We start from the raw sequence: 21,927 nt of genomic DNA, 5'->3' as shown, positions 1-21,927 counted from the left end.
TGTTTTCTCAAATGAACAGCTGGATGTTGCCAAAGGCAGCATCACAGTTGAGCAGATCAACCCGCTTCAGCTTAATTTTCAACTCGTCCTCCATCATCTCAAAATGATGGTGCACGGTGGCTGCCAGCAAGAATTGGTCATCGAGCCGCGTCTCCACATAATGAACAGCAGTGCGGGTGATAAATTGGCCCGCCTTCGGATCAAAAGCCTCGATGCTAGGACGGTTTAAAACATGAGAGCAGCGGCTCTTGGGTTTTTGCGAAAAAGTGCGCAGGCCATTGAGGCGCTCAACACGAAGCTTCCGCAAGAATGCGTCCTCATACATAAGCGAGGTCATGTTTTTCGGGTTGTCCTGCTGATAATCCAGCGGCATCCAGTAGTAGCTGTCAGAGCCCCAAAGCTCCAGCCACTCATCAAAGCGGCCTTCATCAATCACCCGGGCTTCATGGTAGACAAAGTCGATCAGGTCATCACGCGTCGGTAAGGTCACGAGCTTCGGCCTCCATGCTTGCAACAACAAACTTCTTCCAGGCATGGAACTGATTGCGCATCTGGCGTTCCGTCGTCCCGTTCTCAACGGCTTCTTCATCCAGGTCTTCGTCAGCATCATAAAGGCGCTGCACATTCACCCACTCAAGTTCCTGAGAATGCAGGCCTTCCTGCGCGCGCTCATACATCTCCAGATCATCGTGCCCAACAATGGAGGTTGGCGCGTTGATCAGGCGGTTGTACATGGCCGTGCGCTCAAGCAGCATGTCCGGCGCATCAACAAGGCGGAAGATATAGCTTTCAACCAGCGTCTTATTGGCGGCCAGTGGAATGAACACACGCAACTGCTGGATAGGGCCTTTGATCATGATGTTCGGGAAATAGACCGTGTTATGCCGGTTTTCACCCAAAATAGCCTTGGCACGCTCTTCGCCATACGCCTCCACCATCATCTCCAGATAACCCGGAATAGCAGAGTAATCCGAGTGAATGGAATGATGCACACCTGTATGGCCATGACCATTCGGCCAGGTGCGAATACCCATATCCTCAAAGAACTCATAGGGCGACATGAACGGCGCAATCACCTCCATCGCCATAGGCGTTTTGGTGTTCTCGTCCTTGTCTATGCTCTCCCAGATCTCAACCGCGGTGCCAGCGGAACTTTCATGAGCAACCATCGGGTGACAGGTGTCCGTCTGGTTATCAACCAGCATCTTCCAGTTACAATTGTGCATATAGCGCAGCGGTGGGCCAGCCACCTCTAGCTTCCCAACCGGAGAGCGGTCCACCATGTTATCGAGAGAGGAGAGGGAGCCGCCGAAGAACTCCTCAAAGCTGATGCCCTCTTGGTTCATGCGCACAAAGATAAAGCCGCGGTAGTTCTTCACCGCACCCACAGGCGGCAGACCGCTTTGCCCAGCCTCACTCTGCTCAAAACCGGTGTCTTTGTACCCCTTCTTCAGCGGAATCGCGAGCAGCTTGCCATTGGTGCGGAACGACCAGGCATGGTAAGGGCAGCGGAAAAACTTGCCCGTGTTGCCTGTACGATCAATGACGATCTTGGTGCCTTTATGCGGGCAGCGATTGTGCAGCACATACACCTCGCCATCCGTATGCCGTGCAAGCAAAATAGGCTGAGCAGCAACGTCGGTCGCGAAATAATCGCCAGCATTGGGCACCTGACTTTCATGCCCCACATAAACCCACGTGGAGGCAAACAGATGCTTCATCTCCAGGGCAAACACTTCATCGTCGATGTAAAGATCGCGATGAACCTCAGCGGGGCGCACAAGGTCGGCCACCGCCTGCGGGTTATCTTTGTATTTCATGGTCATAAGCTCCCCTCCCAAAAAGCTTAGAGCGCATACTGACCGGAGCTAAAAATGCGTCCCTCCGGCAAATACGCGAAATTATCTTTTACAAATCCAGCACCAGTCGTTTGGACTTGGCGCGCGATACGCAAATATGCATCACGTCACCAGCCGCTTTCTCATCATCACTCAGCACCACGTCCCGGTGGTCTGGCTCACCCTCAAGCACATCCACCTGACAAATCCCGCAGTCCCCGCGCTGGCAATCGTAAACAAGGTCTACGCCGCCGTCTTCCAGCACATCCACGATGGATTTATCCTGTGGCACCCAAAACACCTCGCCTGAGGATTTAACCTCCACCTCAAACCCGTCACTGTCATCATCGCCTGAAGAAGCAGCGCTAGCAAACAGTTCAAAGTGGATTTGCTCCTTACCAAAGCCAGCAGTCAGCGCCGTCTCGCGCACGGCTTCAATCATCCCCTTCGGGCCACATACATAGATATGGCTGCGAGTATCGAGCGTAGGAATGAGAGCGCCAAGATCCAGACAGCGCTCAGGATCGTCATCACTATGGATGTTCAAAGCATCACCGCAGAGGTCTGCAAGCTCATCCCTGAATGCCGTCCCGTCCAGCGTGCGGCCAGAGTAGTGCAGGGCATAGGCTTTGCCTGCGCGCTTCAACGCAGCAGCCATGCTGATGATCGGCGTCACACCAATGCCGCCTGCAATCAAAACAACCGGTCTGTCGTCTTCAATCAGCGGAAAATCGTTCTTTGGCACGTCAACCTGAACAGCGTCGCCCACCCGCAAAGAATGCATGTAAGCCGAACCGCCACTTCCGTCTTGCTCCAAAAGTATACCGAGCGTGTATCGCTGATTCTCGTAGGGTAAGTTTTCACCAAAATCGATCAGAGAATATTGACGAGAAGAGCCATCCTTAAGTTGAACTGCGATATGTGCACCAGCTTCAAATTGCGGAAGCTGCGCATTATCTTCGGCTTTGAGAACAAACTGTTTGATTTTTGGGGCGGCCGTCCGAACCCCCTCAATAATAAGTGTTTTCATGCTTTTTGGCGTCCTCCCTCAGAGCCAAAACAAGGAGAGTCTCCTCTCGCATAAATGAGAAATATAATATGCGATATCATATAAAACAATGTCAATGCATGAATTGGAAATAGTTTCCATTTCATATTTGTGCTTGATTAACCCACGGTATGTGTGCACATTTTTCTCATTCATCCTGTATTCTCTGGGGAGGGAGAACATGAATAAGAAACTCAAGATATTTGCAGCTGCAACTATTACCGCGCTCTCTGTCAGCGCATCTGCCATGGCGCAGGAAACCGTATTGCGCATGTCCAGCTGGCTGCCGCCGACACACCCGATCGTAAAAGGAATGATGGTGCCATGGGCGGCCAAAGTAAAGGAAGTCACAGAGGGACGCGTCTCTGTACAAATCCTCGACGCACCGCTCGGCCCGCCACCAGCCCACTTTGACCTCGCCGCAAACGGCATTGCTGATCTCACATACGGCGTGCACGGTTACACACCGGGCCGCTTTAAACTCACACAGATTGCGGAGCTGCCATTCCTTGCAACGGACGCCACCAGCCTGTCCGTTGCCTACTGGCGTCTCTATGAAAGCACGCTGGCAAAAGCCAATGAGCACCGCGGCTCAAAGGTTCTGGGCGTCTTCACCCACGGTCCCGGCCTGCTTTACACAACCGACCGTGCCGTCTCACCTCTGAGCGAGCTGAAAGGCGCAAAGATCCGCGTCGCTGGCAGCATCACCAACCAGCTGGTTCAGGCTATGGACATGGTCGCCATTCAGGCGCCTGCACCTCAGTCCTATGAGATCCTGTCTGGTGGCATTGCTGACGGCATCGTGTTCCCGACTGAATCCATCCCGTTCTTCAAGCTGGATGGCCTGCTCAGCAACGGCCTGCGCGTAGAGGGCGGACTTTACAACGTCTCCTTCTTCTTCATCGCCAACAACGCCAAGTTCTCAAGCCTGTCAGAAGCGGATCAGAAAGCCATTGAGGCCATCTCTGGTGAAGCCTTCTCCCGTCTTGCGGGCGCCGCATGGAATGCTGCCGATGCATGGGGTCTGGAGCAGATGAAAGGCAAAGTGACCATTCATGACGCCACCGCAGAAGAGCGTGCTCAGCTGGAAGAGGTTACCCGTCCAATGTTTGACGGTGTTGCCAAATCCTACGGCGAAAAAGGCATCGACTTTGAAGTTGCCATGGACATGCTCCAAAAAGAAGTTGCAGCAGTTGCCTCTGAAAAATGAGTGGGAATCTGGTTGACTTAGCAGCGCGCGCCCGACGAAAGCTTCGTTCGGGCGCCTCTGTTCTCTGCGGAATACTGCTTCTGGCGCTGGTCGCAGTAACGGTCATTGATGTGATTGGCCGTTACCTGTTTGCAAGCCCATTGCCCGGAGCGCCGGAATATACGGAATTGCTGCTCATGGCGGTGATCTTTACAGGCCTTCCTGCAGTGTGTCTGGATGATGGACACATCACGGTAGACCTGTTCACCTCCAAGTTCAAAGGCGGAGTAGCCGCCCTGCAAATGTTCTTTTCACGCATGTTTGTGGCTGTGGTCCTGTCCGTTGTGGCCTGGGAGCTCTGGCAACACGGAACGCAGCTTGCGAGTTATCAGGAAGTTACGGTGTATTTACGCATCCCTCTTGCTCCATTTGCAAAAGCAGCCGGTGTCATTTGTGCGTTTTGCGCATTCATCACATTCGTGCTTGCAGTCTTGAGAATTCCTAGAGGTGTTGGGGGCGGTTCCTGATGGAATGGTATCTGGGTCTTGCCATCCTGATGGCATTGATTTTTGTAGGCGTGCCGATTGCTTTTGCAATGGCTGCCGTTGGTTTTTTTGGAGTTGCGTCCATCATTGGATTGCCTCCTGCTTTTCACCTTGTCGGACAGGTCTATTTTGACAGCGGTCGAAGCTACACCCTGTCGGTCGTGCCCTTGTTCCTGCTCATGGGCAATCTCATCGTCCAGTCTGGAATCGCCAGTGACATGTATACGGCGGCAAACGCATGGCTAAGACACCGCAAAGGCGGTCTGGCCATGGCAACCATCGTTGCCTGTGGCGGCTTTTCCTCGGTTTGCGGATCATCTCTGGCGACCACCGCAACCATGGCACGCGTCTCTCTGCCAGCCATGCGCCGGTTTGGGTATTCGGACCGCTTGGCAACATCTTCCATCGCAGCAGGTGGAACGCTGGGTATTCTCATCCCGCCCTCCGTTATTCTTGTCATCTACGGCATTCTTACACAGCAAAACATTGGCGCGCTGTTCCTGGCTGGCATTTTGCCGGGCCTCGTCGGCGTCATCGGCTATATGCTCGCCGTGCGCTTGTCGCTCTTCATGTTTAATGAGGAGCTGGAAGTTCAGAGCAAACTGCCACTGATAGAGCGGATCATCGCTCTGCGCGGTGTGTCATGGGCATTGCTTTTGTTCGTCTGCGTGCTGGGGGGCATCTATCTCGGCGTCTTCACAGCCACGGAAGCGGCTGGCATCGGAGCAGGCGGGGCGCTGGTTCTGACTGCAATGCGGGGTAAACTAACCTATCGGGAGACGCTCAACACTCTGTTTGAGACAGCCAAAACCACAGCTGTGATGTTCTTCATTCTGTTCGGGGCGCTCTATTTCCTGAACTATGTGAACATTTCCGGTCTGACGACGGACCTGCGCACATGGGTAAATTCCCTTGGCGTCGGACCCTATGCCATCATCACCATGATCGTGCTGATCTATCTGGTGCTGGGGTGCCTGCTGGAAAGCCTGTCCATGGTCACACTCACGGTGCCGATTCTCTTTCCAATCGTGACCGGTCTTGGGTTTGACCCGATCTGGTTCGGTATCTTCGTCATTATTGTCACGGAAATGAGCTTCATCACGCCTCCAATCGGCATGAACGTGTTTGTTATGCGCTCAGTTGCGCCTGAGGTGCCGGTCGAAAAGATATTTGTCGGTGTAGTTCCATTTGTTGCTATGGATGTTGTGCGCTTGATCCTGCTAATTGCAGTTCCGGGACTCGCACTTATCATTCCGTACTCAATGTAGCGCGGCAAAAACAAAAGAAGAGGCTGGCCGGTGGACGCAGACCTGAATGAAATCGACACGCATGAAAAGGAATCCGGCTTTGTAGACGGGTACCTTTTGTATCTGCTGGCATCGGCAAGCCATCTGGCAAGCGGGCAGTTTCACGAAGAAATCCGGGGCGCAGGCGTACGTGTCCCGGAATGGCGCGTACTGGCGTGTCTTCGAGACAATGACGGCCAGATGGTCACTCAGTTGGCCCGCTTCGCTTTGATGGAGCAATCTCACCTCACCAAAACCATCGATCAGATGACAGAAAGAGGGCTGGTGACACGCCGCTCAGATGAAGCAGACCGCCGCCGTGTCCGCATCTTTTTGAGCGAGAAGGGCAGGGAACTCGCTGGTCAACTCGTCACGCAGGCCAGTGCTCATGAAGAGCGGTTGATCCGTCAGCTTGGCATGAATGATATCACGCAGGTGAAAGGTTTTCTCTCTCGCATGATCGAGACTCTCGAAAACAATGAATGATCACATATTTGCGCTATAATCTACAGGATTGCAGTTGATATAAATATGTAAATGCATATAATCATTTCAAGCTCTACGAGAGAGGTGGGGCTTGTTCAAAAAAGAAAGAGTGCACCACATGAACGAGATTCTCGGTGATCAAGCTCCCGAAACTGAACAGGACGGACAACACTCAAAACCTGTATCCACGCCAAGAACTCTGGGAGAGGTCGGGCTGGGCCATTTCGCGCCCTATCTGATGAACCGGATCATGGGCCGATACAACGAGAGTCTGCGCGAAAAACTGAGCAGATCAGGGTTGTCGGTCGCCAAAATGAGAGCACTCGCTGTGTTGTCAGTCGTGGACGGGCTGATGATCAATGAACTCTCAGTTTACTCGGTGATCGAGCAATCAACTTTGAGCCGCACGCTGGACGCGATGGAAAAGGAAGGCCTGATCCACCGCAAAGCCAGCGAGCAGGACAACCGCGTGCGTCATATTTTTCTGACAGAGGCAGGACGGTCTGCTTTCGGTGAGATGTGGCCGCATATGCGCGATGAATACAGCACAATGTTCACTGGCGTCTCGCAAGCCGAGCATGACGCCTTTTTGGTGACGCTGCGCAAAGTGCTGGCAAACATACGAAAGCACGACTTCTAGGGCGCATTTCTCTTCACTGAGTTTGCGCCAGCTGGATCTGTCATGCTTTCGAGGGAGGGAGTATGGCAGAAAGATCCTTTGTCAAAGAGGTCGAGAAACTTCGCGCTGGTGAAGGCGAGGTTTTCCGGGGTGAGGGCATTCTGGCCATCACCAAAGCACTTCTGGAAAATGGTGTAGGCTATGTTGGCGGCTATCAGGGCTCGCCCATCAGTCACCTCATGGATGTTCTGGCTGATGCGCAGGATATTCTTGGTGAGTTGGGCGTGCATTTTGAAGCCAGCGCCAGCGAAGCCGCTGCAGCTGCCATGCTGGCCGCATCCGTTCACTATCCCATTCGCGGCGCAGTCACCTTCAAATCAACTGTCGGCACCAACGTTGCCTCTGATGCCTTGGCAAATCTGTCATCTGGCGGCGTCACTGGTGGCTCCCTTGTTATTGTCGGGGAAGACTACGGTGAAGGCTCTTCCATCATGCAGGAGCGCAGCCACGCCTTTGCAATGAAAAGCCAGATCTGGCTGCTTGATCCTCGTCCCAATCTGCCATCCATCGTCAAAACTGTTGGTGATGGTTTTGAACTGTCAGAAGCCTCCAACACGCCGGTCATGCTTCAAGTGCGCATTCGCAGCTGTCATGTGCATGGCGAGTTCGCCACCAAAGACAACCAGCGCCCATCCATGAGCGTGGCTGATGCTCTGGAGAACCCCAGGCGTGACTTGAACCGCATTGTCTTGCCACCAGCCTCATTCCTCCATGAGCAGGAGAAAGTGACAAAGCGTCTGCCTGCCGCGCTGGATTATATTCAAACGCATAAATTGAATGAGTTGTTTGGACCAGAGGGCCGAAATGTCGGGATTATCCTGCAAGGCGGTATGTATAACGGCGTCATCCGCGCATTGCAGCGTTTGGGGCTTGCTGACATCAACGGCGAGACACAAATTCCGCTCTACGTCATGAATGTAACCTATCCGCTTGTTCCAGCTGAAATCACCGAGTTCTGCCGCACCAAAGAGGCGGTGCTGGTGGTGGAAGAAGGCTATCCTGATTATCTGGAACAAGCCGTTGGCGCCATGCTGCAAAAGGAAGGCCTCAGCACCAAACTGGAAGGGAAAGGACCATTCCCGGAAGCTGGTGAGTATACCGGACAAGTGATGCTGGACAGCATCCAAACTTTCCTTGCAACCCATTCTGATGCATTGCCCGGCAAAGGACGTGCGCCAAATACACCAGGTCCACTGCCAGATATAAAGGAGCTGCAAGAGGTTGTTCCCATGCGCCCGCCCGGGTTCTGCGTAGGCTGTCCGGAACGTCCCATCTTTGCTGCCACCAAACTGGTAGAAGATGAGCTGGGCCCGCATCACATCGCCTCAGATATCGGCTGCCACCTGTTCTCCATCATGCCACCCTTTGGCATTGGCTCCACCACCATGGGGTATGGATTAGGACCGGCCTCGGCCTCTGCGTTCAACACAACGGAAACGGATCGAAGGTCCATCTCATTTATGGGAGATGGTGGCTTCTGGCACAACGGTCTGACCACTTCCATCGGCAATGCGGTCTTCAATCAAAATGATGGCGTGATCGTCATTGTCGACAATTATTACTCAGCGGCCACAGGCGGGCAGGACATCTTGTCCTCAAGGGCAAACAACAAAAGCAAGTCCACCAAACACCCGATTACCGAAGCGGTGAAAGGCGTTGGTGTGAAATGGGTCCGTCAGCTTGACCGCACCTATGACGTCACCCAGATGCAATCAATCCTGAAGGATGCGTTGACCACTGATGTCAAAGGACCAAAGGTCATCATTGCGTCCTCAGAATGCATGCTCAACAAACAGCGCCGGGAAAAGCCAATCATCAATCAAGCGGTGAAAGAGCAAAAGCGCGTCGTCAAAACCCGCTTTGGTGTTGATGAAGATGTCTGTACAGGGGACCACGCCTGTATGCGCTTGTCCGGTTGTCCCTCTTTGACAGTCAAAGATCTGGACGACCCGCTGCGTGATGATCCTGTCGCGCATATTGACCAGAACTGCGTCGGTTGCGGCAATTGCGGAGAGGTTGCTGACGCCGCCATCCTCTGCCCATCCTTCTATCAGGCTGACACCATTCACAACCCAAGCAAGTTCGAACGCTTCTTCAGTAAGGTACGCGGTCGCATCATTTCCGCGCTGCAAAACTGGCGCGAGCGCCGATCTCTGATCATTGAGGAGGCATAATTATGGATATCGACACTCAATGGCAGGCTTTGGGAACAGGCGAGGATGAAACCCGAACCATCACGAAAATTGCCATTTTCGCCGTTGGCGGGCAGGGCGGTGGTGTCCTCACAGACTGGATCGTCAACTTAGCTGAAGCCAACGGCTATAAAGCCCAGTCCACCTCTGTCGCAGGTGTCGCCCAGCGCACGGGTGCAACAATCTATTACGTCGAAATGGCACCAGACACTGGCAAAGCCCCTGTCTTCTCCCTCAGCCCAGCGCAAGGCGATGTCGACATCGTCATTTGTGCCGAACTCATGGAAGCAGGCCGCGCCGTTATCCGTGGTTTCGTGACTGCTGATAAAACCACGCTCATCGCCTCATCTCACCGCATTCTAGCAGTCTCGGAAAAGATCGTGCCGGGCAAAGGGGAGCAGGACAGTGATGTCGTCCTCTCTCGTCTCGGAAATGCCTCCCAAAAACTGGTTGCCTTCAATATGGAAGAGGTCGCCGCAGACAATGGCAGCGTCATCTCCTCCAGCCTGTTCGGCGCACTTGCCGGTTCCGGCGCACTTCCGTTTCTCAAAAGCACCTATGAAGACACCATCCGCAAAGGCGGTAAAGGCGTCAAAGCAAGTCTGGCCTCCTTCAATGCGAGCTTCGAGCACGCCCAGTCATCAGCTGCTGCTGGAAGCGCTGGTACCAGACGACCAGAACAACCCAAGTCTGAAAAGGCACTCACAGTCCGCGGACCTGAGAAGAAACGCGCAGCCTGGCAACTGCTTTTATCTCGTATTGAAGCGCTTCCAAAACAGGTTCACGAGATGGCGCTGGCAGGGCTGCGCAAGGCCGTTGAGTTTCAGGATCTGGAATATGGTGAGGAGTATCTCAATCACCTCGAAATCGTGCTCGCAAGCGATACCGAAAATTGCAATTGGGAGTTCACCAGAGTTGCGGCCAAGTATATCGCAAATGCTATGTGTTATGACGACACGATCCGTGTTGCCGACATAAAAACGCAAAAAACACGCTTGCAACGCGTTGAAAGGGAAATCGGGTTAGGCGCAGAAAATCAGCTGGAACTGACCGAATATCTCCACCCACGTATGGAAGAAATCTGCGGAACTCTGCCAGTTCGGCTTGGTAAATGGGTCGAAGCCCGTCCTAAAGTGTTCAACTGGCTGGATAGAAGGGTGAACAAAGGGCGACGCATAAGAACGCACTCCGTTCGAGGCTTCCTCAGCCTCTGGCTCATCAGCAGCCTGAAACCCTGGCGCCGCAGTTTTCTGCGCCATGAAATTGAGACAGAACATCTCCAAAACTGGCGGGATCTTGCGATAAAGACCGTGCACTCAGACTACGATCTGGCTGTTGAGATCCTCACTTGTCGCCGGCTCATCAAAGGATATTCGGACACGCATAAACGCGGACACACCAAATTTGACCGGGTTCTTTCCTCTCTCACACTCTTGAGAGACAGAAAAGACGCCGCAGATTGGCTCAGACGTCTCAGAGAAGCCGCGCTTTTGGATGAAAAAGGCGAAGCCTTGGAAGGTGCATTGAAGACAATTCAAACCCTCTGATTGAAAACAGGGGGAAAGAATGTCGCATTTGAAATTTTTCCTCCGATTATAATTAATGTATGCATTTGTGTGCCTTAGCGAAAATACGGTGTTTTTCCGAGCGCACAAAATGCGCGTGCAAGGGGCATATTGTCATCATTTGAGGACAGGTGAACGCATTAGATTCAGGCATACACCTGAATGCAATTTTACTTATGCGAATTACTCAAATGACGCCAAAGTACCTCTAGGTCAGTGATATACGCTTGGGAAACAGTGTGTTGACTGCATATATTAGAATACGCGTATATTGCGTGAATTGCAGGTCTGACGAAGAGCCGAAGCTGATTAATAGGAGTTCGGTGAAAAATCCTATTTAATATAATTATTTACAGCGCCGCGGCAGATTGTTGCACGCGCACTGGGGTCTCACGCTATTAAACTGAAGTCGTATTCAGTATCGCTGCGTTATTATGGCGCGCAGGATGTGTATTAAAACGTATGGTCTTAAAATTTTAACATAAGTATATCAGGTCCCCGTCCTAGAGAGATTGGGAAATTCTCCTAGGGCACATGAGTGGCACATGGGGAAATAAAAGAAATGTCAAGCATCAATGCGACCGAAGTCGAAGTCGCCCCGAAAGAAACGGTTAAATATACAAAAGAAGATCTTACCTGGTCTTTGTCCATGTTCGGTACCGCAGTCGGTGCCGGTGTTCTGTTTCTTCCAATCCGTGCAGGTCTTGAAGGCTTCTGGCCGCTGATCCTGATCGCAGCTCTCGTAGGTCCAATGACCTACTTCTCTCACCGCGCATTGGCTCGCTTTGTTCTTTCCTCCAAGAACAAAGACGCAGACATCACAGACGTGGTTGAAGAACACTTTGGTAAAGCAGCTGGCCTGCTGATTACCTTCTTCTATTTCTTCGCGATTTACCCAATCGTGTTGATCTACGGTAACGCGATTACCAACACCATCGACAGCTTCATCGTCAACCAGCTGGCAATGCCTGCGGTTCCTCGCTGGCTCCTCTCTGGTATTCTCGTTGCAATGATGATGGGCGTAATGATCCTTGGTCGCCGCCTTATGCTCGTCGCAACTGAGCTTCTGGTGTACCCACTGGTGATCATCCTGTTCGGTATGTCTGTATACCTGATCCCATCCTGGTCTTTTGAAGCCATGAGCTTCGACATGATCCCGGAAACCGGCACTTTGCTGACAGTGGTGTACCTCACCATTCCAATGCTTATCTTCTCCTTCAACCACAGCCCAGCCGTCTCCTCCATGGCTCTGGCTCAGCGCGAAGCACATGGCGATAACGCAGTTGCAAAGTCCGACATCATCCTGAAGCGCGCATCTGTGATGCTCCTCGGTTTCGTTATGTTCTTCGTATTCAGCTGCGTTCTCGCACTGACACCTGAACAGCTGATGGAAGCAAAACAGCAGAACCTGCCAGTCCTGTCTTACCTTGCAAACGTGTTTGACAGCCCGCTGATCTCCTTCATGGGCCCACTGGTTGCGTTCCTTGCAATCTTCTCTTCCTTCTTCGGTCACTACCTTGGCGCAAAAGAAGGTCTTGCAGGTATTGCTAAGAAAGCTGCTCCAAAAGCTGTTGAAGGCCTGGGCGAAAAGAAATTCAACACACTGCTTGTTGCATTCTTCTTCTTCTCCGTCTGGGGTGTTGCAATCATCAACCCTTCCGTTCTTGGCATGATTGAAGGCCTGGGTGCTCCGTTCATCGCAGCAATCCTGTTCCTGATGCCAATGTACGCAATCAAAAAAGTCCCAAGCATGAAGAAGTACGACGGTGCGCTGTCCAACATCTTCATCACCATCATGGGCATTGTCGCAATCTCTGCGATCGTAAAAGGCCTCTTCTAAGAAGGCCAACTAACAAAAATGAACCGGTGTCTTCGGACACCGGTTTTTCTCTCCCACTGAGGTTCACGTTATGTTCAGCGTTTTTGACATCTTCAAAATCGGTGTAGGTCCATCCAGCTCCCACACAGTCGGGCCTATGAAAGCGGCAAAGCAGTTCATTGATAGCCTGCGTGCTCAGGATAAACTGCGTGATGTGACGCGTATTGCAGTTGACATATACGGCTCTCTGTCTCTGACAGGCAAAGGCCACCACACAGACACAGCAATTATTATGGGGCTTGGTGGCAACTCTCCGGAAACCGTTGATATTGACAGCATTCCAGAGTTCATTCAGCGCGTAGAACAAACCGGACGCCTCCCGGTTGGCATGCATTGCCACGTGGTTGACTTCCCGAATGATGCGATCACATTCAATCGTCCAGCACTTGAGTTGCACGAAAACGGCATGTCCATCCATGCCTTCGCAGGTGGAGAAAAGATCTTCTCCAAAACCTACTATTCCATCGGCGGTGGTTTCATCGTGGATGAAGAGAATTTCGGTAAGGCTTCAGAAAACGAAGTTTCAGTGCCTTATCCATACAAATACGCTTCAGAGTTGCTGGAGCATTGCCGCCAAAACGGTATGAGCATTTCCGCGCTTGTTCTGGAGAACGAAAAAGCATTCCGCAGTGAAACAGAACTGCGTGAGAGCTTTGGTCGTGTCTGGAATGTGATGCGCGATGGCATAGAGCGTGGCAGCAACACGGAAGGTCTGCTGGCAGGCCCGCTCAAAGTCCCACGCCGTGCTGCAGCACTGCGCCGTCAGCTGACAGCTACAGAGCGCAGCAGCAATGATCCAATGGCGACGGTTGATTGGGTCAACATGTTCGCGCTGGCCATATCAGAGGAAAATGCAGCAGGTGGCCGCGTTGTGACAGCACCAACCAACGGTGCTGCAGGCATCATTTCTGCGGTTCTCGCGTACTATGACAAGTTTATCGAACGTCTTGAGCCTGAGCACTACACAAAGTTCTTCCTCGCCTCAGGCGCCATTGGAGCGCTGTATAAGACCAATGCATCCATCTCTGGTGCAGAAGTTGGCTGTCAGGGTGAGGTTGGTGTTGCGTGCTCCATGGCAGCGGCAGGCCTTGCAGAGCTGATGGGTGCGAGCCCGGCTCAGGTCTGCATTGCAGCTGAAATCGGTATGGAGCACAATCTGGGTCTCACATGTGACCCTGTTCTCGGACAGGTTCAGGTGCCTTGCATCGAGCGCAACGCAATAGCCTCCGTCAAAGCGATCAACGCAACACGTATGGCTATGCGCCGAAACTCAGATCCATGTGTTTCTCTCGATAAAGTCATCGCGACTATGTACGAAACTGGCAAGGATATGCTGGCAAAATACAGAGAAACCTCACAGGGTGGTCTTGCGCTTAAAGTGGAGCCGGTCGCAGCAGAATAAGCAACAACCAACGCGTTTGAGATACAAAAGCTGGCCTTTGGGTCAGCTTTTTTGTCTTGCTCAACCATTTTGCGGAAACATTTAAAACTGCAAGAACACTCGGAACGGGCCACTAACCCATGTTTGGTACTCCCAAAAGAAAAAAGGGAGAAACCCATGAAATCCTTGCTACTGGGTGCAACGATCATCGGATTGGCCATGCCGGCAGCCTTTGCTCAAGACAAGCCAGTCACGATCGTCAGTTACAACGTGCAAAATCTCTTCGACACTACTGATGATGAGAACAATCCACGAGATGACACTTACCTTTCCAAAGAAGCAAAAGAAGCCCGTGGTAAGGATCATGAAGACGCTTGTGAGAGCTATAATGATAAAGGTTCCCACTATTACAAACAATGCATTGAGCTGAACTGGGGCGAGGAAAGCTACAAGCAAAAATTGATGACACTTGGTGATGTCATTCGTTCCTTCCCGGAAACGCCAGACATTCTGGTTTTACCTGAAACAGAAAACAAAAAGGTGCTTGATGATCTGGTCAATAAAGCACTGGCCGGTCTGGACTATACCTCAGTCATTCAACTGGATACCTCCAACAATGAGCACAATCGCGGTATCGATGTTGGCATCATCTCACGCTTGCCGCTGAAGGGTGAACCTGAGACGATCAAGGTGTTTGGTGAGGATGGTGATAACCCTCATGATTGCAAACCAACGCGCGATATTGTGAAAGCGCAGTTTGAGATGCCAGATGGCGAAACAATGTATGTCTTCGGCGTTCATTTTCCATCAGGTGCTGCCTATCAATGCCGCAAGGATGCAATGGAAGTGCTGAATAAAGAACGCGCAAAGCTTCCTGATGATGCAAATGTTGTTGCAGCTGGTGACTTCAACTTCAACTGTACGGATGTTCAAAATGGCGAGTTTCAGGCTTTAGCGAGGGAAGGGCACTGGAGTTATCCGCCAGAGATCGTTGGTTGTGCTGCCCCGGGCAGTGCCTTCTACTACAAGGATCAGAGCTGGTCGTTCCTTGATATGATCCTTGTATCCAAAGCTTTGCGTCCGGATCAGGACAGCAACAGTACATGGTTTGCTGATCTGGGCAGTTTCCATACAGTCGTCACACACCCAAGCCAGTACGCGCAGGATGCAAGAAACAGAGTGCGTCCGAAGCGTTTTAATCCCGACAACAATCAGGGCGCTAGCGATCACTGGCCAGTCTTGATGCGGTTCTTAAAGCGTTTCTGACAACCGCATACAATACTCCAAAATAGAAGAACCGGCCTGAATGTTCAGACCGGTTCTGTGCTGTTTGTGTTACAGGCTAAGCTCAGACTTTATAGAGCTTCAGATCAGCTGTGATCTCACGATGTACAAGCTCGATCTGAGCTGACATCGCATCAACAACAGCCTCCATTTCAGAATGGCGTTGACCAGCGGTCCACTTCTCGTTCTTTGGATTTTCCGGCTTGTCTGTCACCGGCGCATAAGCATCTAAGCCCTTCTTCAGGTTGTCCAGTTCTGTGCCGACCTGTGTGGCATAATCAAACACTGCTTTCATACCATCCGGCTTGCTCAATTGCTCATCGCGAACTTCTGGGTACTTGAATGGATCACCATTGCAAAGCTTATGCAACTCCTTGATAGAACGGTCGATATTTGGCGTCAGACAACTGTCTCGAGCCATCCTCGGATAGGCTCGCGTGGTCGCTGCCTTCTTGAACAAGAACCAGGACTTCAGGGTCAGATCAGGCGTACAAGGGTGCCAGTTCTCTACCTTTGGAACACGGCGCAGCACAACAGGATCATCGCTGTAAAGCGTCTCAAAATACCGCACAACTACAGAACATACATCTGTGCTGGAAACTAACACTTCCGGTGTCAAACCGCTGTTACGGCCAACCTGACGGGCAATTGGATCTTTTTCCTCGACGATACCGTAAGCGAGCACACACTTGGCAAGTGTGGAGTTGCCCGCAATCGCAGCCCGCGCGGCCTTACGGTTTGCAGGATCCATCCGGGCTTCCTGATACTTCTTCCAACCATAAATAATCTTCGCACGGCCATAGGTCTTATAACCGAAATCAGAAAGTGCACGGCCCATGTTCATGCCTGCGGAAATACCGGCAGAGGCCTGTGTTGCATCAGCCAGGCGTGCAATTTCAGCCGCAACACCGACAACTGAGAAGAAGGTGTTCAGTGTCTTCTGGCTCACCTGAATGGCAGCCTGCGTGTGCCGCTCTTTGATAGCATGGTAATAGACCGAGTTACTTGCTTCAGCCATGTTGACGTTCTTACGCCATTTCTCGACCTCGGCAGATTTCTTCGCCAGCGCGATGGCGTCCATGGTCAATTTTCTGATCGCTTCAGCAAGGCCCGTTGCAGGGAATATTGTGGTGACTGCCTTAACGCCACCACTTGCAATGGTCTCGATCATTTTGATCTTCATTTGAGAGGCTTTGATATCTGCAAGCAGAGTGTCGATGGCCTTCAAAGACTTCTCGACGGCCTTTTCATCATTGGGATCATCTGGTGAGGAAGCTTCTGCAATGAGGTCTTGCAGAGCCTTGTGTTCTTCATCCGCTGCCTTCTCAATCTCATCCATATAAGCTTTGCGTTCTTTAGGATCAGCAAGCTTCTCCTTCAAACTAGCAAGCGCATTGCCTGTTTTCTCTTCTTCGATTTTTTTCAGCGCTGCCGCTGTATTTCTCTTGACGATCTCAGCGTCTTTTTCATCGCGGCCTGGCTTCTTGAGCTTATCAAGACCGCCAGTCAGCAGTGCGTTGACGTTTGCCATGATGTCATCGTCAGAAAGAAGCTCCATGCTCTTCTCAACGCTCTGAACACCTGCACTTGGACCAGCAAGTTTCAGTTTCTTCTCAAGAATTTGTTGCGGTGTCAGGCCTTCAGTTTCAGCTTCGCCTTCTTCAGTCAACTCACCTTGGTCTGGCTGAATCTTACCCGTAATGGCATCACCAATCGCATCAGAACCAGTAGCACTGGCAAGGTTTGCCAAGCCTCCTGTGAGGGCTTCCGCAAAGGCTTGATAATCACCATCAATCAGCGCTTTCGTTGCGGTGCCAGCATCAGTCGTTGCAATCATTGCAGCTTTAAGTGCTTCACCAACAATTTCAGGAGTAGCGGATTCCGTACCGCTCAACTGCGAGCCTGACGAAATTGCCGTAGAGAGGGAATCTGCCAGAGTCCCAATAATGGACATCACCGCTTCTTGCTTGGCGTCTTTGTTGGGAGCTTGTTTAGCCTGCAGAATTTTCTCTGAGACGCGCCCACCTGCCATCGCAACATCAATCAGGCCAGAAACACCCTCAAAAATATTGCCGTGGTCATCGTCCCCTTTACGATCAGATGCAGATTTATCAAAAGCAGCACCAGCGGAGAGAATTTTTTTGATTTCCTCACCGATCATCTCACCAGCTTCATTCGCAAAGCTCAGCTTATCGGCGGCTGTTTTGCCTTTCTGCTCAGAGAAGACAATCCCTTTCTCGGCAGCTGCAAGACCAGTATCAAGCAATGTGGTGGTTGCGGTAAACAATGCACGTTGTTCAGCCACCCAGTTGGCATCTTTCGAGAGATTGTCGCCCAGTGAATTCAATGCTGAATCGATGTTGGTGACTTTTTGAAGTTGATCTCCATATTGTCCAGCATCTTTTGCAGCTTTGATGACGTCTTCCGAGCTGGCATTCGCATCCATGCCAAGAGACGTACGCAATTCACCCGTCACCTGACCTTTCTGATTGTTCAGGACTTCTTGCTTGGCGGAGATCTGGTCTTTGTCTGGGGCGTCACCGGCAACCGTGTTTAGATTGGCTAGGGTAATCGCATTGGAGCCGATAGAGGTGGCGAGTGTCACCACATCACGTGCAAAACCGATGGCTTCTAACGTATTTTCGTGTTTAGAAGCGGTTTCTCTGTGCTCTTCAAGTTTTTGCTCATAGATCTTCGCGCCGCCTTTGAACATCTTCTCAAACTGGCTGTAGCGGGAGGGGACCAAGTTTGACGGAATAATCCCTTCGCGCACCAGTGGAGTCCAAAGTTCACGTGTGATGTCCTCTTCAGAAAACAACTCATTGCCGTCTTTGTCCTTAGCAGCGATCATTTCAGCTTGCCGGGCCAGAATGCGCTCAAAGGAAGCGTTGAGTTTCTTCAGTGTCTCAGCATTGATTGCCCCGCTATCGGCGCGGATATCAGCGCGGGTGTCAATCTCTGTCTGCATATCCCCAGTCATCCAAGGCATCTTCGTGCCTGATCCGGGGAGCTTAAACCATTTTTCATTCCGCGCCAGCGTTACTTCAAAGTTTTGGGCCTCGCGAATGGTTTCCTTGTCCCCATCCAGCTTGGTCATAATGTCATTCAATCGTCCAGCCTTGGCTGCAACATGTTCGGAATTCTGTTCAAAATTGCCGGCGCCTTGTTGCGCTGTTTTGAGCCAAGTGAGCTGTTTTGCGGTAAGGGGCATGACAAACTCCAACCTGTACAGGAGAACGGGTTAAGAACTATAAGTCTTCACATCTACTCTGGCATCGCGGAGGATCAACGTTGCCTGTGCTCGTAAAGAGTCCGCGACTTCAACCATTTCGACATGTAATCGGCCACCCGTCCAAGTCTGTGTTTTCTTGTCGGTTGGTTCGGCAATAACTGGCCGATACCCCTTGAATTCCCGTTCAAGGGTCTCTAGGTGCTTTTGAACATCCTGGGCGTAGGTCAGGATCTTTTCCTGCCAGTTATCTTCGGAAATCGTGTCATCGGAGATCATGCCATCCCGAACAGAAGGGTAGTTGAAGGGGTCTCCACCACACAAGGTGTGCAGAGCCTTCAAAGCTTGCTCGATAGCTGGTGTCTTACAGCTTTCCTTAGCCATCAAAGGATAGGCTTTCTTGGTTGCTGCACGTTTAAAGCTGAACCAGCTCTTGAGCGTCAGGTCTGGTGTTCCAGGGTGCCAGTTTGCAACCTTCGGAACACGCCGCAAGACGACAGGATCTTCACTGTAAAGCGTCTCGAAATAACGCACCACCGCAGCACAAACATCGCTGTTTGATACCAGAACTTCGGGTGTCAGACCGCAGTTGCGGCCAACTTGCTGTGCGATAGGGTCGCGTTCTTCAACAATGCCGTAGGCAAGCACACACTTGGCAAGCGTCGAGTTCCATGCAATAGCCTCGCGGGCCTTCTTGCGGTTCTCTGGATTTTTGCGGGCATCAAGATACTTCCGCCATCCAAAAACGACCTTTGCGCGTCCGTAAGTCTTATAGCCAAAATCAGAGAGCGCTTGCCCCATGTTCTTTGCAAGAGAAAGTCCTGTAGAGGCTTGCGTTGAATCGGCCAACCGAGCAGTCTCTGTAGCCACCCCAATGATAGACAGGAAGGTATTGATTGTCTTCTGACTGACTTGAACCGCTGCCTGTGTATGGCGCTCCTTACAAGCGTGGTAATAGGGCGAGTTTGCGGTTTGCGCCATTTTCACGTTTCCACGCCACTTTTCAACTTCAGCAGCTTTCTTACCAAGAGCAACTGCGTCAAATGCAAGTTTTCTGCAAGCTTCAACCATGCCCGTTGCTGGAACAACACGAACCAGAACCTGAACACCACCCTTGGCAATCTTTTCAATCAGCTTGTACTTCATTTCAGATGCTTTGATGTCAGCAATCAGCCTTTCGACCGCTTCCATTGATTTCTGAAGAGCCTTCGTGTCTTCAGGATCGGGAGGAGGAGAGGCTTCCTCGATCAGGTTTTTCAGCGCCTTTGTTTCTGCTTCCACATCCGCTTCGAGTTTCTCCATAAACTCTTCGCGTTCTTTTTTGTTGGATTGTTTCTTCTTAAAAGCGGCCAATGCATCCCAGGACTTCTTGGCTTCCATCCTCTGAATGGCAGCATTCGTTCTCTTTACCGTTTCAGCATCCATCTTCTTCTTGTCATTTGCCTCGCGGCAAGCATCCTGCATCTCACGCATATTATTTGTGATTTTGTGCAGGTATGTGGGTTCTTGAAAGCTGTCCAGAAAAGCTTCACGCTCAGTTCGTTTAAACGTACAGCCAGATCGCTCAAGCTTCTGATCCATAAGCTCGCGAGGAGTGAGCTCACTGAGTTCTTTTTTTTCTTCTTCAGTATTGAGAGGTAAGTCAGGCTTTGCCATTGCGGCGAGGGGGCCGGTCGTAGCAGAGGAAGCGACCTGCATCAAACCAAGAACAAGAGATTCAGAGAAGGCTTTATAGTCTTTATCTTTGATCGCTTTAACCGCAGTCCCTACGTTGACACTAGCAACAAAGAACGCCTTGATCGCAACACCAATTAGTTCGGTCTGGTCGTTTTCATTGCCCGGTCCTGGTCCCGGATCACCGTAGGCATACGCCTTGCTTTCGTCTTTGAGAGTGAGTTCGGAATCTTGCTTGCCAGTGTCCACATGGCCTTGAACGTCACCCGCTGCAAAAAAAACTTCAGCAAGGGAGTCAGCGATAGAGCCTGCAATTTGCAAAACTGCATTCTCGCGCTCTTTGTTTGTTTTTGCTTGCGTTGCTAAGGCAATTTTCCGTGCAACCTGATTGGCTTCAATAGCGACACTCACAGCACCTGCAGCATAAGAAATGTTCTGAAGTGTATCTTTATCTGCAGCACCTGCAAATTCAATCTGATCGGTAGTTTGGTGCTCTTCGTGCTCGTAGGTTTTGCCTGTTGCCTCCAAAGCAAGCTTAAGTTGGCCAGCAACGATATCAGCAGCGTCTTGGGCAAAGGCGAGTGTGTTTCTTGCGTTCTTTTGTCTCTCTGAAAACTGCATACCCTTCTCTGCCATGGCAAGGCCGCCATCCAGCAGCGACGTGGACATCGTCAGTAAAGCTTTTTCCTCTTCGAAAAGCTTGTTTTGCCCCATCAGCTGTTCAACTAGTTGTGATTGGGCAGCTTCAACGTTCTGGTAGCTTTTGATCTGGCTACCATATTCACCGCGTCGGGCTGCCTCTTCCAAAACCTCTGCATCCGAGGTGTTTGCACCCATTTTGAACTCAGTCCGAAGATCACCAGCAATTTGGTCCTGCTTACCTTTCAGAACCTGGCGTTTGGCTGCAATTTCGCGTTTTTCTGCCAGTGAACGAGACTGGTCTTCAAAGTTGGCAATGGTCAGTGCGCTACTACCAAGACTACCGGCTAGTGAGACGACATCACGCGCAAACCCAATAGCTTCAAGCGTATTCTCGTACTTTGACGCTGTTTCACTATGCTGCTCCAGCTTCCCTTCATAGATCTCAGAGGCACCTTGGAACATCTGCACAAATTGACTATATTTATCCGGAACGATGTTGGAGGGAATGATCCCTTCACGAACCAAAGGTGTCCAAAGCTCCCGCGTGATATCTGCATTACTGAAAAGCCGCGTCTTCCCATCCTTCTTCTTCGCCGCAATCATCTCCGCTTGCCGCTCAAGGATCTTGCCAAAAGCAGCATTAAGAGCATCAACATTTTCAGGTTGAATGAGAGGCGTTTCAGATGTCACGTCCGCGTAGGTATCTACCTCGGTTTTCATATCGCCTGTCATAAAGTCCATTTTACTTTTTTGCAGCTTGCGCTTGAAAACATTTGGACTTCGGGCAAGCTCAATTTGAAAGTCTTGAGCTTGGTGAATAACCGACTTGTCTGCATCCAATTTGGCTAAAATGTTGGTCAGTTCTGCAGATTTCTTCTCTTCGTTTTCACTATCAGCTTCGAAGTTCTCCACGCCGCCTTGGGCCTGGGAGAGCCAGTCAATTTGAGACGGAGTTAACGTCATGACAAACTCCAGTGTGGGACCGTTTTCGATCTTTCTTGTTTTTCATC

15 protein-coding genes are annotated in these 21,927 nt (G+C 51.2%); 10 read left to right on the top strand and 5 right to left on the bottom strand.

Annotated elements, in window-relative coordinates; all coding sequences use genetic code 11:
• Positions 1-7 precede the first annotated feature (7 nt).
• The 3 genes from PsWM33_RS03910 to PsWM33_RS03900 form a co-directional block, all read right to left on the bottom strand.
• The gene (locus PsWM33_RS03910) at positions 8-490 is read right to left on the bottom strand and encodes an aromatic-ring-hydroxylating dioxygenase subunit beta (RefSeq protein WP_057465281.1); all 483 of its coding nucleotides are present in this window, start codon (positions 488-490) and stop codon (positions 8-10) included.
• Positions 471-1,826, bottom strand: a complete 1,356-nt coding sequence (locus PsWM33_RS03905; RefSeq protein ID WP_063299286.1) for an aromatic ring-hydroxylating dioxygenase subunit alpha — start codon at positions 1,824-1,826, stop codon at positions 471-473. The genes PsWM33_RS03910 and PsWM33_RS03905 overlap by 20 nt, the downstream gene beginning before the upstream one ends.
• Before the next feature lie 82 nt (positions 1,827-1,908).
• Positions 1,909-2,868, bottom strand: a complete 960-nt coding sequence (locus PsWM33_RS03900; protein ID WP_063299285.1) for a PDR/VanB family oxidoreductase — start codon at positions 2,866-2,868, stop codon at positions 1,909-1,911.
• Positions 2,869-3,067: 199 nt separating this feature from the next.
• Between PsWM33_RS03900 and PsWM33_RS03895 the strand changes: the two genes are divergently transcribed.
• The 10 genes from PsWM33_RS03895 to PsWM33_RS03850 all read left to right on the top strand — a co-directional run bounded on the left by PsWM33_RS03895 (position 3,068) and on the right by PsWM33_RS03850 (position 15,354).
• The gene (locus PsWM33_RS03895) at positions 3,068-4,096 is read left to right on the top strand and encodes a TRAP transporter substrate-binding protein (protein WP_063299284.1); all 1,029 of its coding nucleotides are present in this window, start codon (positions 3,068-3,070) and stop codon (positions 4,094-4,096) included.
• A complete protein-coding gene (locus PsWM33_RS03890; RefSeq protein WP_063296609.1) occupies positions 4,093-4,602 on the top strand; it encodes a TRAP transporter small permease in 510 nt (169 codons plus the stop codon). Before PsWM33_RS03895 ends, PsWM33_RS03890 begins: the two co-directional genes overlap by 4 nt.
• Entirely contained in the window at positions 4,602-5,888 is a 1,287-nt protein-coding gene (locus PsWM33_RS03885) for a TRAP transporter large permease (protein ID WP_063299283.1), read from the top strand. The genes PsWM33_RS03890 and PsWM33_RS03885 overlap by 1 nt, the downstream gene beginning before the upstream one ends.
• 30 nt (positions 5,889-5,918) lie before the next feature.
• On the top strand, positions 5,919-6,392 hold the full coding sequence (locus PsWM33_RS03880; protein WP_063299282.1) for a MarR family winged helix-turn-helix transcriptional regulator: 474 nt from the start codon (positions 5,919-5,921) through the stop codon (positions 6,390-6,392).
• A gap of 118 nt (positions 6,393-6,510) precedes the next feature.
• On the top strand, positions 6,511-7,032 hold the full coding sequence (locus PsWM33_RS03875; protein ID WP_082826866.1) for a MarR family winged helix-turn-helix transcriptional regulator: 522 nt from the start codon (positions 6,511-6,513) through the stop codon (positions 7,030-7,032).
• Between the two features lie 62 nt (positions 7,033-7,094).
• Positions 7,095-9,245 (top strand): thiamine pyrophosphate-dependent enzyme, encoded by a 2,151-nt coding sequence (locus tag PsWM33_RS03870; RefSeq protein ID WP_063299281.1) that lies wholly within the window; start codon positions 7,095-7,097, stop codon positions 9,243-9,245.
• Between the two features lie 2 nt (positions 9,246-9,247).
• Positions 9,248-10,810: an indolepyruvate oxidoreductase subunit beta family protein gene (locus tag PsWM33_RS03865; protein ID WP_063299280.1), complete on the top strand. Its 1,563-nt coding sequence runs from the start codon at positions 9,248-9,250 to the stop codon at positions 10,808-10,810.
• A gap of 580 nt (positions 10,811-11,390) precedes the next feature.
• Positions 11,391-12,668, top strand: coding sequence for an aromatic amino acid transport family protein (locus PsWM33_RS03860; protein ID WP_057465273.1), 1,278 nt, complete (start codon positions 11,391-11,393; stop codon positions 12,666-12,668).
• Between the two features lie 70 nt (positions 12,669-12,738).
• Positions 12,739-14,109: an L-serine ammonia-lyase gene (locus tag PsWM33_RS03855; protein WP_063299279.1), complete on the top strand. Its 1,371-nt coding sequence runs from the start codon at positions 12,739-12,741 to the stop codon at positions 14,107-14,109.
• Positions 14,110-14,265: 156 nt separating this feature from the next.
• Complete coding sequence (locus PsWM33_RS03850) at positions 14,266-15,354, top strand: endonuclease/exonuclease/phosphatase family protein (protein WP_063299278.1); 1,089 nt, start codon at positions 14,266-14,268, stop codon at positions 15,352-15,354.
• 82 nt (positions 15,355-15,436) lie between these two features.
• On the opposite strand, the gene PsWM33_RS03845 is transcribed toward PsWM33_RS03850, so the two are convergent.
• Both PsWM33_RS03845 and PsWM33_RS03840 read right to left on the bottom strand, forming a co-directional pair.
• Positions 15,437-18,583 (bottom strand): hypothetical protein, encoded by a 3,147-nt coding sequence (locus tag PsWM33_RS03845; RefSeq protein ID WP_063299297.1) that lies wholly within the window; start codon positions 18,581-18,583, stop codon positions 15,437-15,439.
• A 30-nt stretch (positions 18,584-18,613) separates the two neighbouring features.
• Positions 18,614-21,880: a hypothetical protein gene (locus PsWM33_RS03840; RefSeq protein ID WP_063299277.1), complete on the bottom strand. Its 3,267-nt coding sequence runs from the start codon at positions 21,878-21,880 to the stop codon at positions 18,614-18,616.
• Positions 21,881-21,927: the final 47 nt, after the last annotated feature.

This window comes from Pseudovibrio sp. WM33 (assembly GCF_001623165.1).
Lineage (GTDB): Bacteria > Pseudomonadota > Alphaproteobacteria > Rhizobiales > Stappiaceae > Pseudovibrio.
Note: the sequence above shows the minus strand (reverse complement) of the source record. Positions and strands in the feature narration are given on the sequence as shown.

Excerpts from the sequence above, each read along its gene's own strand:
- PsWM33_RS03905 (WP_063299286.1), bottom strand. The coding sequence starts at position 1,826 with ATGACCATGAAATACAAAGATAACCCGCAGGCGGTGGCCGACCTTGTG.
- PsWM33_RS03900 (WP_063299285.1), bottom strand. The coding sequence starts at position 2,868 with ATGAAAACACTTATTATTGAGGGGGTTCGGACGGCCGCCCCAAAAATC.
- PsWM33_RS03895 (WP_063299284.1), top strand. The coding sequence starts at position 3,068 with ATGAATAAGAAACTCAAGATATTTGCAGCTGCAACTATTACCGCGCTC.
- PsWM33_RS03890 (WP_063296609.1), top strand. The coding sequence starts at position 4,093 with ATGAGTGGGAATCTGGTTGACTTAGCAGCGCGCGCCCGACGAAAGCTT.
- PsWM33_RS03885 (WP_063299283.1), top strand. The coding sequence starts at position 4,602 with ATGGAATGGTATCTGGGTCTTGCCATCCTGATGGCATTGATTTTTGTA.
- PsWM33_RS03875 (WP_082826866.1), top strand. The coding sequence starts at position 6,511 with ATGAACGAGATTCTCGGTGATCAAGCTCCCGAAACTGAACAGGACGGA.
- PsWM33_RS03870 (WP_063299281.1), top strand. The coding sequence starts at position 7,095 with ATGGCAGAAAGATCCTTTGTCAAAGAGGTCGAGAAACTTCGCGCTGGT.
- PsWM33_RS03865 (WP_063299280.1), top strand. The coding sequence starts at position 9,248 with ATGGATATCGACACTCAATGGCAGGCTTTGGGAACAGGCGAGGATGAA.
- PsWM33_RS03860 (WP_057465273.1), top strand. The coding sequence starts at position 11,391 with ATGTCAAGCATCAATGCGACCGAAGTCGAAGTCGCCCCGAAAGAAACG.
- PsWM33_RS03855 (WP_063299279.1), top strand. The coding sequence starts at position 12,739 with ATGTTCAGCGTTTTTGACATCTTCAAAATCGGTGTAGGTCCATCCAGC.
- PsWM33_RS03850 (WP_063299278.1), top strand. The coding sequence starts at position 14,266 with ATGAAATCCTTGCTACTGGGTGCAACGATCATCGGATTGGCCATGCCG.
- PsWM33_RS03845 (WP_063299297.1), bottom strand. The coding sequence starts at position 18,583 with ATGCCCCTTACCGCAAAACAGCTCACTTGGCTCAAAACAGCGCAACAA.
- PsWM33_RS03840 (WP_063299277.1), bottom strand. The coding sequence starts at position 21,880 with ATGACGTTAACTCCGTCTCAAATTGACTGGCTCTCCCAGGCCCAAGGC.